Source organism: Agrobacterium sp. ST15.13.015 (assembly GCF_027871645.1).
In the GTDB taxonomy this organism is placed as follows: domain Bacteria; phylum Pseudomonadota; class Alphaproteobacteria; order Rhizobiales; family Rhizobiaceae; genus Agrobacterium; species Agrobacterium leguminum.
This window is the reverse complement of sequence record NZ_JAQAHF010000004.1, coordinates 291666-304977: the sequence shown is the minus strand read 5'-3', so window position 1 is coordinate 304977 and position 13312 is coordinate 291666. Positions and strand designations below refer to the sequence as shown.

Below are 13312 nucleotides of genomic sequence, written 5' to 3'. Positions count from 1 at the left end.
TGTCAGGGGCGCGACGGCACAACCTTTGAAGCACATTTGAACGGATTTCAACGAACCGTTCAAGGTGCTTTTTTTATGTCTCCCAACGTCAGTCCGAAAGGACGGAAATTCATCTACGGACACGAAGGCGTCGTCCTGAAAGCCTATCGTGACGTTGTCGGGGTGTGGACGATCGGCCCCGGCCTGACCGCTGCCTCCGGTGTCATCACGCCCAAGGCGGGAATGACGATTACCTCCGAAAAGTGCGATGAGCTGTTCGATCTCGCAGTTGCCCGCAATTATCTGCCCCGCGTGGTGAAGGCGCTCGGTGCGAACGTCAGCCCTTACGCGATTGATGCGGGCGTTTCTTTTGACTGGAACACCGGCGCAATCCTCAAGGCGTCTTGGGTGAAATCCTTCCTTGCCGGCAAGAAGGAAGAAGCCCGCCAGCGCCTCGGCCTCTGGAATAAGGCAGGCGGCAAAGTTCTGCGCGGCCTGACGCGCCGTCGTGGTGAGGAGGCGAATATCCTCCTGCTCGGGAAATATCCCGTCGACATGGAGACGACTTCCACCACCATTGCCGATACGGCACGGTTTGCGGTTTTCGTGGTCTCAGTGACGACGCCGGAAATCGAGGAGGTCAGAACCGGCCTCACCAGTATCGGTTTTGATGCTGGTGTCGTGACCGGCAAAATCCTCCGATCGGCGGTTGAAGGCTTCCAGAAAGCCTACAATCTCAAGGTTGACGGAAAGATCGGCAGGGCAACCCTGTCCACCCTGCAGCGCGAGCTGGATGCCCGGCGCAAGGCAAAGAGCGGTGCGGTAACGACCGCTGCCAGCACCACCGTCGCGGCGGGGGATCAGGCCGTCAGCACCGTGACCACGCCAGCGCCAGCCGATCCGACCTCTGTTGTGCCGGATCATCTCGCCTCGTGGATCGGTGGCGGCATAGCCGTTATCGCCGTCGCCTACCTCGCATGGCAGGCGTACCAGTACCGTGACATCATCGCCGTGCGTGTTGCCGACAAGGCCCCGCGTATCGCGAACTGGCTGCGGAGCTTCTGACATGAGCGCAGCCATCACCTCCATTCTTATCGGGGTTGCCGCGAAAGTCGGCGCTCCCATCGTCAAGGGCGTGCTGGAAAAGCATGTCGGCGGGCTTGCCGGAACGTTGGCCGGTACCGTGGTCGATCAGGTTGCCGAGCGTCTCGGCGTCGAGCCGGAGGCATTGCCGTCCGTCGATCAAGCCGAACTCGGCGATGCCGTCAGCGAGGTCAACGCCAACATGCCGGAACTGATTGCCCTTTATGAAAAGGGCCTTCAGGGGCAGTTCGCGCTCCTCCAGGCCGAGCAGGCTGAAGGCTTCTGGCAGAGCGCGTGGCGTTGGGGCTGGATGTATCTGCTGGCGTTTCTGTGGATTTGCGCATTTTTGCTTTTCCCGGTTCTGCGCGTCTTTGGCATTCACATCGACCCGATCGACAACACCACCCTGATGACGCTGACCGGCTGGTTCATCTCCCTCTATATGGGCGGCCATACGCTGAAGGAGTTCGGCAAGCAGGCGGTCGAAGCCGTCAAGACTTGGAAGCGTACTCCATGAATTTCGGTGGAAATGCTGCGTTCGAACAAGCCGATCTGCGCGCCGAACAGGAACGGGAGGCGGCCATTGCCGCCGCCTCTCGCACCTTGCGCGGCCCCGGCACCATGCAGTGCGAGGATTGCGGCGGCGATATCGCCCGCGAACGCCGCCTCGCATTGCCATCCGCCACACGCTGCATCGTCTGCCAGACCATGCTGGAGAGATCGCGAGTATGACCACCGCAGAAATAGCGCTTTATTGCAGCCTTGCCCTCTCCGCCATCGCGATTTTCGGACACGTAAAAGGCTGGATGAACACGGGCGAAAAGCAACTGACAGAAGATGTCGCTGCCCTGAAAAAACAACAGGCGGCCGATGTCGCGGCGCTGAAAAGCGAAGACGAGTCGCACGAGAAAAAGCTGATCGAACACGACCGCCGCATCCAGTCGGTCGAGAGCGACATGAAATATCTGCCCGACCGGGAAAGCCAGCACCGGCTGGAGCTGGCGCTCGAAAAGGTGAACGGGCGTCTCGACACCCTCAACGAAACCCTCAAGCCGATCAAGGCGAACGGCGAGGCTATGAACGAACTGCTGTTGGAAAGGGCGCGACAGGCCAATGTCTGATATCGGTGTGGATTGGGCGCGGATGCGCCGCGAGCGTGCACGGCTCATCATCCTGAAGGCGCTTGCCGAGCAGGTGAATGGTTCCTTGGACAGCAGCATGATCGAAGAAATCATGCCGAGCTTTGCCATCCGGGAAACACGCCTCTGGATACACGAGCAGATGGAGTATCTGGCGGAACGGGATGCGGTGACGCTCACCAAGGCCGGAACGGTCATGATTGCCACGCTCAATAAACGTGGCCGCCGCCATCTTCAGCGCGACATTGCTATTGAAGGCATCCTGCGCCCCTCCGAGCCGGGTGAATGACCATGGGTCGCGGTCGTTTATCCGGCATTGAGCTGTTGCCTGAAGCCTGCGCCGATGTTGTCGCATGGGCCGCCGAGGAACTTCAGAAGCGTGAGCGAACGCAGACGGAAATCTATGAGGAGTTCGTCGGCAAGCTTGAGGCGCTCGACCAAGAATACCGGGGCGAGCTGGAATTCACCATTCCCTCATTCTCGGCCTTCAATCGCTATTCGATCCGCCTTGCAACGCTGACCCAGCGCCTCAACCAGACGCGGGAAATCGCCACGACGCTTGCCAGCAAGTTCGATGCCGCCGCCTCCGATGATCTCACGCTGATCGCCTCCGAGGCGATCAAGACGCTGGTGTTCGAACTGGTGACGGCGGGTGGCGAGGCCGGGTTCGATCCCAAGGGCGCGAAGGCTCTTGCCGACGCCCTGTTTTCGGCAACCCGTGCGCAGGGCGTCTCGACGGCCCGGCGTCAGAAGGTCGAAGCGGAGTTTTCCAAGAAGGCCGAGAATGTCATCGACAAGGTCTCGAAGGAAATGGGCCTTTCGTCCGAGCGCGTTGCGCAGCTGCGCCGTGACTTCCTCGGCGTGCGACCGGAACACAAGACGGAACCCGAAACCGTCACCACCAGAGGATCGCAGGAATGATGGAAGCTGCCCGCCCAGAGCCGTGCAGCCGGTGCGGTGGCGTCGGGCAGGCTGTCAAACGCATCAACCGTCGCCGTGACGGCACGATCTCCAGCGTCGTCTATGACCCGAAGGTGATCTGCAAGCCCTGCAAGGGCAGCGGCCTTGCCTGCATGGAGGTGCGTCGTGACAGAGAATGAGCTGCCCGGCCTGCCGCGTGGCAAGTGGGACGGCTCGACCGTTCTCGCCAGTCTGGCTGACCTGCCTCCTGAACTGCCCCGCGGGGCGGATGTACCGGACGATCTCGATCCGCTCGCCGAAGGCGTGCTGATGAAACATCAGTCCGAGTGGCTTGCGGACGATTCCGATCTGAAGCTCGGCGAAAAGGGCCGACGCACCGGCATTACCTTTGCCGAGGCGACCGACGCGACCCTGATTTCGTCATCGGCTCCCAGCGCCGGTGGCCAGAACTATTTCTATATCGGCGACACCAAGGACAAGGGCCGCGAATTCATCGGCTATGTCGCCAAGTTCGCGAAGACGATCGCTGACGATCTCGGCCAGATCGAGGAGTTCCTGTTTGAAGACGAGCTGAAGGACGGCTCGACGCGGTACATCGCCGCCTACCGGGTGCGCTTCCGGTCGGGCTATCGTGTCGAGGCGCTATCGTCGCGGCCGGAAAACATCCGTGGTTTGCAGGGAACTGTCTGCATTGACGAGGCCGCCTATCACCGCGACGTGCGCGGCGTCCTCGATGCCGTCAACGCGCTGCTGATCTGGGGCGGCAAAATCCGCGTGATCTCGACCCACAACGGCGTCCTCAATCCGTTCAACGAACTGATCCGGGAAGCGCACGCCGGGAAAATCCCGTTCTCGGTCCATCACATTCCGTTCGCCCTCGCTGTCAAGAACGGCCTCTTCCGGCGTGTCTGCATGCTCAAGGGCGAAGAGTGGACCCAAGCGGGACAGGACGCATGGGAAAAGAAAATCCGTGGCTCCTACGGCGTTCGTCTCAGCGCCATGCGTCAGGAGCTGGACGCGATCCCGGCCGATCAGGCGGGGGCAGCGCTCACCCGCGTCCAGATCGAAAGCCGCATGGAGAAGGATATCCCGATCCTGCGCCATGCCCAGACCGACGACTTCAAGAACTGGAGCGAAGAGGATCGGACGGCCGACGCGCTGAAGTGGTGCAGGGAAAACCTGATCGCCGTTCTGGAGCGGCTCGACCATCGCCGTCAGCATGTGTTCGGCGTGGACTTTGCCCGCAGCGGCGATGCCACCGCGATCGTGGTGATGGAGATCGGACAGGACCTCGTCAGGCGCGTCCGCTTCATTGTCGAACTGCACAACATGCCGTTCGATCAGCAGCGCGAAATCCTTTTCTATGTTTGCGATCGCATCCCGAGCCTTGCTGGTGGCGCGCTCGATGCCGGTGGCAATGGTTCCTATCTCGCGGAAAAAGCGACCCAGAGATACGGCTCCAGCATCATTGAGGTGAAATTCTCCGAACAATGGTATCGCCGCGAGATGACCGCCTATGTCGCGGCCTTCGGCGATCAGACGATCGTCCTGCCGCTCGATGCCGATGTTCTGGCCGACCATCAGGCACTCGCTTATGTCAGCGGCGGCTATATCAAGGTGCCGGACGGTCATCGCTTCAAAGGTGCGAACGGCTTCAATCGTCACGGCGACACGGCAATCGCCGGTGCCTTGGCCTATTTCGCATCCCGATCCGAACTTGAATACTTCGGTTACACCACGGTCGATGAACTGGACACCATGGACGGCGTCCAGCTCTTCGAGGCGGTATCGACCGGAGACGCTCTTATCCCGACATTGAATGGAGGTCTTCACTGATGGCCACGCCACCCCGGATCATCGACCAGTGGGGAAACCCGATCTCGACCACCGACCTTGAGGATGAATTCGCCGCCCCCACCTTGGGCGGCATTCATTCTGTATGGCAGGAAACCATTGTCAGCGGCCTGACCCCGCATGCTCTTGCGGAGGTTTTGCGGCAGGCCGCGCGCGGTTATCCCGATCGCTTCTTTTCGCTGGCGACGGACATGGAGGAACGCGACCTGCATTATGCGGCCGTGCTCGGCACCCGCAAGCGGGCGCTGACCGGCATCACGCCGCTTGTCGTTGCCGCGTCCAACTCGGCCGAGGACGAGAAGATCGCCGAGGCCGTGCGGGAAATGATCGGCCAGCCGGAGTTCGTGGACGATTATCTGACGGACCTGCTCGACGCCTTGGGCAAGGGTTATTCGGTTGTCGAGACCATTTGGGACCGTAGCGCCAAGGAATGGTGGCCGAAACGATATGAGTGGCGTGACCAGCGGCATTTCGTGATCGACCAGCGCGACGGCCGCACGCTTCGCCTGAAGGACAGCAGCATTGAAGGCGTTGACCTGCCGCCCTTCAAGTTCTCGATTCATCGCCCGAAGCTGATGTCCGGCCTGCCGATCCGCGCCGGTCTCGCCCGGCTGGCGGCATGGGCGTTCCTCTACAAGAGCTATACGCTCAAGGACTGGATGGCGTTTCTGGAAGTCTACGGTATGCCGCTGCGCGTCGGCCGCTACAGCCGCAATGCAAAGGATGCCGAAAAGCGCGTGCTTCTGACGGCGGTGCGCAATATCAGCTCGGACGCTGCAGCCATTATCCCGAAGGAAATGGAGATCGAGTTTATCGAGGCCAAGGGTGGCACCGGCAATGCCGTGTTCTCGGCCAAGGCGGAGTATCTCGACCGGCAGATTTCCAAGGGCGTCCTCGGTCAGACCATGACCACGGATGACGGCTCCTCGCTCGGTCAGGCGGCGGTGCATGAAAACGTCCGTCATGATATTGCCCGCGCCGATGCCCGCCAGACGGCGGTGACGGCAAACCGCGATCTTATCCGGCCTTTCGTGGACCTGAATTTCGGGCCTCGTGACAAATATCCGACGATGGTCATTCCGATCACCGAAAACGAGGACATCAAGGCGCTGGTCGAGGCAGTGCAGGCGCTGGTGCCGCTCGGCCTTGAGGTTTCCATGTCCAAGGTCCGCGAGCGTATCGGCTTCGAGGAGCCGGACGATGACGAAAAACTTCTCAAAACCGTTGTGCCTGGCACAGCCCTGCCAAAGCCCGAGGAACCGCCAGCGCCGGAGAAAAACAACCCGCTGAAGCCGAGGGACAGCGCGCAGGCCCGCGTCCAGCCTTGCGCCCATTGCGGCGGCTTCCATGCTGTTGCTGCTGACCAGCGGCCCGAACTGGAGGCGCTTGCCGACGATGCCCTGTCGGAATGGGAAACCGATCTTGAGCCGCTCGTAAAGCCGCTTCAAAGGCTCTTTGAAACGTCCAAAAGCTATGCGCAGCTTGAGGCCGGTCTCGATGACCTGATTGCCAAGATGGATGCCGGGCCGCTCGCCGACCGGCTTGCCAAGCTGCAGATGAAAGCCAGAGGTTTGGGGGATATCGGCGATGGGCGTAGCTGATCTCTTCAAGACCGCGCCGAAGGAAGTTACCCGGTATTTTGACGGCAAGGCCAGCCTGCCGACATTCGACTGGCGGGACATCGCGCCGGAGGAACATGCATTTTCCTTCACGGTCGCGAAGTCCGCCGGTTACGACATTCTGGACGATATCCGTTCCGCGATCTCCGAAGCGATCACCGGCAAGACGCCGTTTGAGGAGTTTCAGCGCAACCTCATGCCAGTGCTGCAGCAGAAGGGCTGGTGGGGCAAGGCACTGGCATTTGACCCGGAGACCGGCGAGGAGAAGCTCGTGCAGCTCGGCTCGCCGCGCCGTCTGCGCACGATCTATTGGGCGAACACCATGTCGGCGCATGCGGCAGGTGAATGGGAGCGGACGCAACGGAACAAGGATTTCCTGCCGTTCCTCGTATACACCCTGTCCACGGCCGAGCGGAAACGGCTGGAGCATGAAGGCTGGGTCGGGATCGTCGCGCCGGTGGATGATCCGATATGGAACCGCCTCTATCCCCCGAACGGCTGGGGCTGCATGTGCGGCGTGCGCCAGATCTCGCGCAGTGAGGCAATCCGCCTTGGCTGGCGCGAGGACACCGCCGTCATGCCGCTGGTCGAAAAGCCGTGGGTGAACAAGCGAACCGGCGAAACCCGCATGGTGCCGGTCGGCATCGATCCGGGTTGGGACACCAACCCCGGCAAGTATCGTGGCCAGAATGTTTCCCGCTTTCTTGAGGAGCGTCTCGGCTCCATGCCTGCCGATCGGCAGCGCATTGCCATCCGCGATATCGTCCGCTCGCCGCTCCTGCAGGCGATGGCAGGCGGCCGGATGCCGAAATCATATCTGCCGGTGGCGCAGATGCCGGGTGCGGCCGTCGAGGCGCTCGGCGCATCCACCTCGGTCGTTCGTTTGTCGTCGGACAGTCTCACCCATATTCTTCAGGAGCGCGCCGAGCGCGGGCTTGATCTCGACAACATCGAGGCGGCGATCGAGGTCATCACCAATCCCGCCGCGATTATCCGCAGCGCCTCTACCAACGCCGTCGCACTGCTTGGAAAATCGTCCGAGGGTTTCTGGTGGCGGCTGGCCGTGAAGACGGCCGGGAACGGTTCGGAATGGTGGCTCACCAGCTTCCATCGCAAAAGCTACGCCGAGACATACAAGGTTATCGAGCGGGCGAAGCGGGCCGGAAATCTGATCGAGGGGGATTGAAAGGCGCGGAGGGGCGGCACTCCCTCGTTGATCCGGTGAAACCGTCCAAGTAAACCTTGCTCGCGCCTTCCATCAATATGCGCCGGAACCCTGAAATTATCAAGCCGGGCTATGCGTCAGCACCGGATTGAAATAAACGGCCACAGAGCGCGACGGCGGGCTAAAACGCTCAATCGCTCATCCCGGTCGAGAAATCGCCTGTACGGCTTTCAATCCGGCTTCAATTTTGATGCCGTTCGGGTATTCTTCATCACAGATCGGGTTTTGGGAAAGATCGGCGTAGCACTGACAGTGTCAGTCTCTTAGGTCTCCCGCCGTCAGGGCATTAATCGCCCATGACGAAAAAAACCGCAACCGCAATTTTCAGCCTTGCCGCAATCGCCGCTTCGAAGGGAAAGACCCCTCCGGAATGGGTAGAGCTGTTTCCGGCCGGTCCCGAGATCAAAGCACGGGACGGGCGCAACTGGACGCTCCAGCCGCAGATTGTCGTTGAAGCCTTCAAGCTCAACGATGGCCCGCTCGCGATCGACTATGAGCATGGTCAGGCCCATCTCGCGCCGCAGGGCATTGCCGCTCCGGCCGCTGGCTGGATTGTGCTTGTCGAGGAACGCGACGGTGGTGTCTGGGGCAAGGTCGATTGGACGCCCAAGGCATCTGCGGCAATCGTCGACAAGGAATACCGTTTCCTGTCTCCCGATTTCGATCACACGATTGATGGCCTGATTTTGCGCCTCAACGGTGCTGGCCTCGTAAACCGGCCCGCACTGGTCATGACGGCCTTGAGCCGTGTCTCCCCTGAAGAAAAGGAAAATCCACCGATGTCGAAGGCAATTGCCAAGGCGCTCGGTCTTGCGGAGGATGCCGATGAAAAGGCGATCCTTGCGGCACTGACTGCGCGTCAGGATGAGCGTTCCGCCCTGTGCGGCCTGCTCAAGATCGAGACCGGCGCACCAGCCGAGGCGATCACCGCCGCCGTCACCAAGCTGCAGACAGAGACGGAAACGGCGCTTGCGTCCGTCAAGTCGAATACGTCTGCCGCTGAGGTCAAGGCCCTGAAAACCGATCTCGACCAGACACGCACGGCGCTCGCCGCGCTCCAGAAGAAGGACGCCGATCGCGAGATCGACGCCGCCCTCGACGCAGAGATCGCCGCCGGGAAAATCACCCCGGCGTCCCGCGATGGCTATCGCGCCATGTGCGCCGAAAACGGCGGGCTGGAGCGGTTCAAGGCTCTTGCCGCGACCCTGCCGGTCATCTGCGCACCGTCCGATTTGGACAACCGCAACGTCAACACCCGGACTGCCGAGGATGACCGCGACCCGGTCGTGATCGCCTCGCTTGCTCGCAAGTATCAGGACGATCAGGCCGCACTCGGCATCAGCGTCTCGATCTCCGAGGCCGTCCGCCATGTCGAGGAGACGAAGACGAAATGACGACGCCCATTCTCATCAAGTCTTTCCGCGTCGGCCTCGCCGCGATCGCCGGCTATCTCATCGTCAAGGCTGCAGCCGAAGGCAAGGTCGCCGCAGCGGCGGCTCCAACCGACCCGCTGATCGGCGCAGCCACCATGCTCGGTGCTCCGGCTGAAGGCATCCTTGATGTCGATCAGGCCGGTTGGTCCGAGGTTCGCTGCGGCGGCAACGTCTCCTTTGGTGACCCGCTGACCTCCAATGCCGACGCCAAGGCCGTCAAGGCCGTGCCGGTTGCCGGGTCCGTGGTGCGCATCATCGGCTTCGCGATGTCGGACGGCTCTGCCGACGATGTCATTCCCTATCAGGTCGCGCCCGGCGTTCTTTCCACGCCCGCCTAACTTCGAGGACGCTTTAAGTGAACACCACCAATAGACCCTTTCCGGTCTCGCCGACGCTGACGGCGATCTCCATCGGATATCGCAATCCGGCCGCCACGCTGATCTATGACCGCGTGCTGCCGGAAGTCGATGTCCTCGGCGACACCTTCAAATGGACCGAGTTCCCGCTCGGCGAAGCCTTCACCGTGCCGGAGCTGGAAGTCGGCCGCACCGGCCAGCCCGGCCGCATTGAGTTCACCGGCGAGGAGCGCGACAGCAGCGTCCGCAATTTCGGCCTTGATGATCCTATTCCCTATTCGGATATCAAGGAGGCCGAGAAGGCCCGGCGGGAGAAGCGGTCCACGATCGATCCCGAGGCGCTGGCGACGGAAGGTCTCACCAACCTTGTCCAGCTCGGCCGCGAGGTGCGTGCTGCCTCCGTGGTTCAGAACCCGGACAACTATGACGCTGCCCGCCGTCTGGTTCTGGCCGGGAACCAGCAGTTTTCCGACTTCGCCAACTCCGATCCTTATGCCGTGATTGATGAGGGCATGGACAAGACGCTGGTCTATCGCCCGAACACCATCGTCATGGGCCAGCCCGCATGGTCGAAGATCAAGCGGCATCCGAAGCTGATCAAGGCCGTCAAGGGCGGCCTGACCGAAGATGGCGCCATCACCAAACAGCAGTTTGCCGAACTCTTCGAAATCGACGTCAAGAACCTGCTGATCGGTGTCGCCCAGGTGAACCTCTCCCGCAAGGGTCAGCAGGTGAACCTCAGCCGCGTCTGGGGCAAGTCGGTCTCACTGCTCTACATCGATCCGACGAAAAAGCAGGCGGATGGCTCGGTCATCACGTGGGGCTTCACCGCCGCCAACGGCAAGCGCATCGCCGGTTCGATCGAGGACAAGGATATCGGCCTCGAAGGCGGCAAGCGCGTGCGTGTCGGCGAAAAGGTCCGCGAACTCGTCTGCGCCAAGAGCGTCGGCTACCTGATCCAGAACGCCGTCGCCTGATCGGCCTTCTCCCCTGAAACCATCATCGGCCCTGCGGGGCCGGTCGTGCAACCCGACCGGAGACAGTGACATGGGAACTCCCGAAGAAGAAAAGGCCAAAGCTGAAGCCGCTGCCAAAGCCAAGGCGGAGGCCGACGCAAAGGCGAAGGCCGAGGCGGAAGCGAAGAAAAAGGCCGAGGCCGAGGAAAAGGCCAAGGCGGAAGCTGCCGCGAAAGCCAAAGCGGAAGCCGACGCAAAGGCGAAGGCCGACGCTGAAGCGAAGGAAAAAGCCGAGGCCGAGGAAAAGGCCAAAGCCGAGGCGGAGGCGAAAGCCGCAGCTATTGCCGCCACGCCCGGCCCAAAGGCCAAACAGGAAATCCGCCTGCCCGGCAAGACATACGCACCGGGCGAACACCTGCCCGGCGACGTGGACGAGGCCGATCTCGCCACCTTCAGGGCGCTCGGCGCTATCTGATCCGCCTCCCAAGCGGCGCGACCAGCTCCCTCAGCAATCCGGCTGCGGGGGCATCTTCAACGGGTTTCTTCCATGGCATATGCAAGTCGCACCAATATCGAGGATTTGTGGGGTTCCGAGTTCATCGCGGACCTTATTCGCGAGGACGTGGACGCCGAGGTTGCCATCGCCCGCGCCGTCGAACAGGCCAGCGGCGAAATCGACACCCATCTTTCTGCCCGTTATGCCACGCCCATTCCCGGCACGCCGCAGGCGCTCGTCATGCCCTGCGTGAACATTGCCGTCTATTATCTGGCGATCCGCCACACCAGTCTCACCACCACGATCGAGGACCGCTACAAGCAGGCCGTCGAGCTGCTGAAGCGCATTGCCGATGGCAAGGCGGGTCTCGGCGCTGACGAACCGAAGGTGCCGACCGATGACGGCCTGTCATCCAGTGGCGCTGCATTCTATTCCGGGCCTCGTCTGTTCGGGCGGGATCGCCTGCCATGAGCGGTATCGTCACGGAACTTGTCGGTTACGAGGAGGCGATTCTCACCCTTGATGGGATTGAGAACGCGCCGCTCGGCGAATTGAACGAAGGCATCGGCCGTCTCGTGCAGGGCCAGATACGTCACCGTATCGAGGTCGAAAAGACCGAGCCGGACGGAACGCCGTGGGTTCGCAATAATCAGGGAACCAGCATCCTGTTTGCTTCAGGCGCTCTTTCCCGCTCGATCGACTATATCGCCGACGCCACCACCATCATGATCGGCTCCGGTCTGGTCTATGCCCGTATCCACCAGCTCGGCGGCATCATCAAGCCCAAGAACGGCAGTGCGCTGAAGTTCTGGTGGGTCTCCGGCGGCTTTGTCAATTTCGCCGTGGTCAAACAGGTCGAAATGCCCGCCCGGCCGTATCTCGGCATGTCCGTCGCCAACCAGAACGAAATGGTGGAAACCACAGAGGACTGGCTTTCCAGACTGGTGCAGCGATGAGCGGCCGTCTTATCACCTTCCGTGAATCGGTTCTGATTGAGATCAAGCGCATCCTGCCGAACATCAAATCGTGTGAGGCGCAGTTCGGTCGCTTCGACCTGTCGGAGCTGGAGCGCGAAATGATCCGTGCACCGGGCGTGCGCCTTGCGATCCTGCGCAGCCCGCTGGCATGGCAACCGAACGGACAGGCCGAGGCCGCATTGAACATGGTCGCCTTTGTCATCACCGAAGGTTCCAAGCGCGAGGAAGACGGCTGGAACATTGCCGAGGCGATCGGCACGCTTCTTCATCCGGGCCAGCTCTGGGGAATGACGAAGCTCACCGCGCCGTCTTCTGTCGTCATCCAGCCTATCATTTCGGCAGCCGTGAAACAGCGCGGCGTCGGCGTCATGTCGGTCGAGTGGAACCAGACGCTCCGCCAGCTCGGCGACGGGCTGTTCGGTCCTGACGGCGTCGTCATCTCCGAATTCGAGGTGAACGGCGAGCAGCTCGATATGCCGGAGGCCGGTCATGTCTGATGCCGATATCATCGTTCGCGAGTTTCGCGGCATCTACAAGAATATTGACGATCTCAATCGCCGCCTCGTGGCATCGCAGATGACCGGCCGTGTCGCCGAGATCGACGGCAGCCGCGTGCGGCTGGAACTGGCGGCGGTCGGTGCCAACGGCAAACCGTTCCTGTCGCCATGGGTGCAGGTGCAGGAGGCGGCCGGAGCCACCGGTACCAACATGCCCGTCGCGATCGGCGATCCCATGCGGCTGTTTTCGCCAAACGGCGAGATCGGCAGTCAATCGCTCGCGATCCGCGACAGCCACACCGACGACGCACAGAACCCGGCCGGGACGCCGAAGGAGCTGGCAATCACCTATGCCGGGTCCGCGATCCGCATGACGGCCGAGGGCCTGAAGCTTTCGCATGGCGGCTCCAGCATCACGCTTTCGCAAGACACCATTCACGCCCTTTCGGCCCGCCTGCGCCACAACGAAAAGAATGTCGGCGATAGCCACAACCACGGCGGCATCCGCAGGGGCGGCGAAAACACCTACGAACCGAACGAATAAAGGAGCTTTTAATGACCTCTAAAAAGACTTTCACCGTCACCGCCAAAGCCGGGATTTTTGTCGCGGGCGTCCGTTCGCCCGGCGTCGGCAAGCCCATCGAACTGACCGATGAACAGGCGGCCTATCCGCTGATCGCCGGTGAGATCGAGGAGCCGGGCAAGAAGACGGAAGCGCCTGCAGGTGAAACCGAAACCACGCCTGCAGCCAAAGCCAAGGCTGTGAAGGAGTAACCC

Annotated in this window: 19 protein-coding genes; all 19 read left to right on the top strand. The window is 61.6% G+C overall.

What is annotated here, in order from left to right; all coding sequences use genetic code 11:
- The first annotated feature begins 75 nt into the window (after positions 1-75).
- A complete protein-coding gene (locus tag PIB16_RS08695; protein ID WP_271045433.1) occupies positions 76-1044 on the top strand; it encodes a glycoside hydrolase family protein in 969 nt (322 codons plus the stop codon).
- Between the two features lies 1 nt (position 1045).
- The gene (locus PIB16_RS08690; protein ID WP_271045432.1) at positions 1046-1579 is read left to right on the top strand and encodes a hypothetical protein; all 534 of its coding nucleotides are present in this window, start codon (positions 1046-1048) and stop codon (positions 1577-1579) included.
- The gene (locus PIB16_RS08685; protein ID WP_271045431.1) at positions 1576-1794 is read left to right on the top strand and encodes a TraR/DksA C4-type zinc finger protein; all 219 of its coding nucleotides are present in this window, start codon (positions 1576-1578) and stop codon (positions 1792-1794) included. Before PIB16_RS08690 ends, PIB16_RS08685 begins: the two co-directional genes overlap by 4 nt.
- Complete coding sequence (locus PIB16_RS08680; protein WP_052817249.1) at positions 1791-2183, top strand: DUF2730 family protein; 393 nt, start codon at positions 1791-1793, stop codon at positions 2181-2183. Before PIB16_RS08685 ends, PIB16_RS08680 begins: the two co-directional genes overlap by 4 nt.
- Positions 2176-2490: a VpaChn25_0724 family phage protein gene (locus PIB16_RS08675; RefSeq protein WP_052817246.1), complete on the top strand. Its 315-nt coding sequence runs from the start codon at positions 2176-2178 to the stop codon at positions 2488-2490. Before PIB16_RS08680 ends, PIB16_RS08675 begins: the two co-directional genes overlap by 8 nt.
- Positions 2487-3122, top strand: a complete 636-nt coding sequence (locus PIB16_RS08670) for a DUF3486 family protein (protein ID WP_269699217.1) — start codon at positions 2487-2489, stop codon at positions 3120-3122. The genes PIB16_RS08675 and PIB16_RS08670 overlap by 4 nt, the downstream gene beginning before the upstream one ends.
- Positions 3119-3301: a hypothetical protein gene (locus PIB16_RS08665; RefSeq protein ID WP_271045430.1), complete on the top strand. Its 183-nt coding sequence runs from the start codon at positions 3119-3121 to the stop codon at positions 3299-3301. The genes PIB16_RS08670 and PIB16_RS08665 overlap by 4 nt, the downstream gene beginning before the upstream one ends.
- A gap of 130 nt (positions 3302-3431) precedes the next feature.
- A complete protein-coding gene (locus PIB16_RS08660; RefSeq protein WP_271045488.1) occupies positions 3432-4958 on the top strand; it encodes a hypothetical protein in 1527 nt (508 codons plus the stop codon).
- On the top strand, positions 4958-6577 hold the full coding sequence (locus PIB16_RS08655; protein WP_271045429.1) for a DUF935 domain-containing protein: 1620 nt from the start codon (positions 4958-4960) through the stop codon (positions 6575-6577). The genes PIB16_RS08660 and PIB16_RS08655 overlap by 1 nt, the downstream gene beginning before the upstream one ends.
- The gene (locus PIB16_RS08650; RefSeq protein WP_271045428.1) at positions 6564-7781 is read left to right on the top strand and encodes a phage head morphogenesis protein; all 1218 of its coding nucleotides are present in this window, start codon (positions 6564-6566) and stop codon (positions 7779-7781) included. The genes PIB16_RS08655 and PIB16_RS08650 overlap by 14 nt, the downstream gene beginning before the upstream one ends.
- A gap of 335 nt (positions 7782-8116) precedes the next feature.
- The gene (locus PIB16_RS08645; RefSeq protein ID WP_271045427.1) at positions 8117-9214 is read left to right on the top strand and encodes a phage protease; all 1098 of its coding nucleotides are present in this window, start codon (positions 8117-8119) and stop codon (positions 9212-9214) included.
- The gene (locus PIB16_RS08640; protein ID WP_271045426.1) at positions 9211-9591 is read left to right on the top strand and encodes a hypothetical protein; all 381 of its coding nucleotides are present in this window, start codon (positions 9211-9213) and stop codon (positions 9589-9591) included. Before PIB16_RS08645 ends, PIB16_RS08640 begins: the two co-directional genes overlap by 4 nt.
- A gap of 17 nt (positions 9592-9608) precedes the next feature.
- Complete coding sequence (locus PIB16_RS08635) at positions 9609-10586, top strand: capsid protein (protein WP_271045425.1); 978 nt, start codon at positions 9609-9611, stop codon at positions 10584-10586.
- 70 nt (positions 10587-10656) lie between these two features.
- Entirely contained in the window at positions 10657-11040 is a 384-nt protein-coding gene (locus PIB16_RS08630; RefSeq protein ID WP_271045424.1) for a hypothetical protein, read from the top strand.
- Positions 11041-11112: 72 nt separating this feature from the next.
- Complete coding sequence (locus PIB16_RS08625; protein ID WP_052817227.1) at positions 11113-11532, top strand: gp436 family protein; 420 nt, start codon at positions 11113-11115, stop codon at positions 11530-11532.
- On the top strand, positions 11529-12017 hold the full coding sequence (locus PIB16_RS08620) for a phage virion morphogenesis protein (protein ID WP_269699224.1): 489 nt from the start codon (positions 11529-11531) through the stop codon (positions 12015-12017). The genes PIB16_RS08625 and PIB16_RS08620 overlap by 4 nt, the downstream gene beginning before the upstream one ends.
- The gene (locus tag PIB16_RS08615; RefSeq protein WP_271045423.1) at positions 12014-12535 is read left to right on the top strand and encodes a hypothetical protein; all 522 of its coding nucleotides are present in this window, start codon (positions 12014-12016) and stop codon (positions 12533-12535) included. Before PIB16_RS08620 ends, PIB16_RS08615 begins: the two co-directional genes overlap by 4 nt.
- Positions 12528-13079 carry a phage baseplate protein gene (locus tag PIB16_RS08610; RefSeq protein ID WP_271045422.1) on the top strand — a complete coding sequence of 184 codons (552 nt, stop codon included), beginning with the start codon at positions 12528-12530 and terminating at the stop codon, positions 13077-13079. Before PIB16_RS08615 ends, PIB16_RS08610 begins: the two co-directional genes overlap by 8 nt.
- A gap of 11 nt (positions 13080-13090) precedes the next feature.
- The gene (locus tag PIB16_RS08605; RefSeq protein ID WP_271045421.1) at positions 13091-13309 is read left to right on the top strand and encodes a hypothetical protein; all 219 of its coding nucleotides are present in this window, start codon (positions 13091-13093) and stop codon (positions 13307-13309) included.
- Positions 13310-13312: the final 3 nt, after the last annotated feature.

Bases quoted from the DNA above. Each gene is read 5' to 3' on its own strand.
- PIB16_RS08695 (WP_271045433.1), top strand. From the start codon at position 76: ATGTCTCCCAACGTCAGTCCGAAAGGACGGAAATTCATCTACGGACAC.
- PIB16_RS08690 (WP_271045432.1), top strand. From the start codon at position 1,046: ATGAGCGCAGCCATCACCTCCATTCTTATCGGGGTTGCCGCGAAAGTC.
- PIB16_RS08685 (WP_271045431.1), top strand. From the start codon at position 1,576: ATGAATTTCGGTGGAAATGCTGCGTTCGAACAAGCCGATCTGCGCGCC.
- PIB16_RS08680 (WP_052817249.1), top strand. From the start codon at position 1,791: ATGACCACCGCAGAAATAGCGCTTTATTGCAGCCTTGCCCTCTCCGCC.
- PIB16_RS08675 (WP_052817246.1), top strand. From the start codon at position 2,176: ATGTCTGATATCGGTGTGGATTGGGCGCGGATGCGCCGCGAGCGTGCA.
- PIB16_RS08670 (WP_269699217.1), top strand. From the start codon at position 2,487: ATGACCATGGGTCGCGGTCGTTTATCCGGCATTGAGCTGTTGCCTGAA.
- PIB16_RS08665 (WP_271045430.1), top strand. From the start codon at position 3,119: ATGATGGAAGCTGCCCGCCCAGAGCCGTGCAGCCGGTGCGGTGGCGTC.
- PIB16_RS08660 (WP_271045488.1), top strand. From the start codon at position 3,432: ATGAAACATCAGTCCGAGTGGCTTGCGGACGATTCCGATCTGAAGCTC.
- PIB16_RS08655 (WP_271045429.1), top strand. From the start codon at position 4,958: ATGGCCACGCCACCCCGGATCATCGACCAGTGGGGAAACCCGATCTCG.
- PIB16_RS08650 (WP_271045428.1), top strand. From the start codon at position 6,564: ATGGGCGTAGCTGATCTCTTCAAGACCGCGCCGAAGGAAGTTACCCGG.
- PIB16_RS08645 (WP_271045427.1), top strand. From the start codon at position 8,117: ATGACGAAAAAAACCGCAACCGCAATTTTCAGCCTTGCCGCAATCGCC.
- PIB16_RS08640 (WP_271045426.1), top strand. From the start codon at position 9,211: ATGACGACGCCCATTCTCATCAAGTCTTTCCGCGTCGGCCTCGCCGCG.
- PIB16_RS08630 (WP_271045424.1), top strand. From the start codon at position 10,657: ATGGGAACTCCCGAAGAAGAAAAGGCCAAAGCTGAAGCCGCTGCCAAA.
- PIB16_RS08625 (WP_052817227.1), top strand. From the start codon at position 11,113: ATGGCATATGCAAGTCGCACCAATATCGAGGATTTGTGGGGTTCCGAG.
- PIB16_RS08620 (WP_269699224.1), top strand. From the start codon at position 11,529: ATGAGCGGTATCGTCACGGAACTTGTCGGTTACGAGGAGGCGATTCTC.
- PIB16_RS08615 (WP_271045423.1), top strand. From the start codon at position 12,014: ATGAGCGGCCGTCTTATCACCTTCCGTGAATCGGTTCTGATTGAGATC.
- PIB16_RS08610 (WP_271045422.1), top strand. From the start codon at position 12,528: ATGTCTGATGCCGATATCATCGTTCGCGAGTTTCGCGGCATCTACAAG.
- PIB16_RS08605 (WP_271045421.1), top strand. From the start codon at position 13,091: ATGACCTCTAAAAAGACTTTCACCGTCACCGCCAAAGCCGGGATTTTT.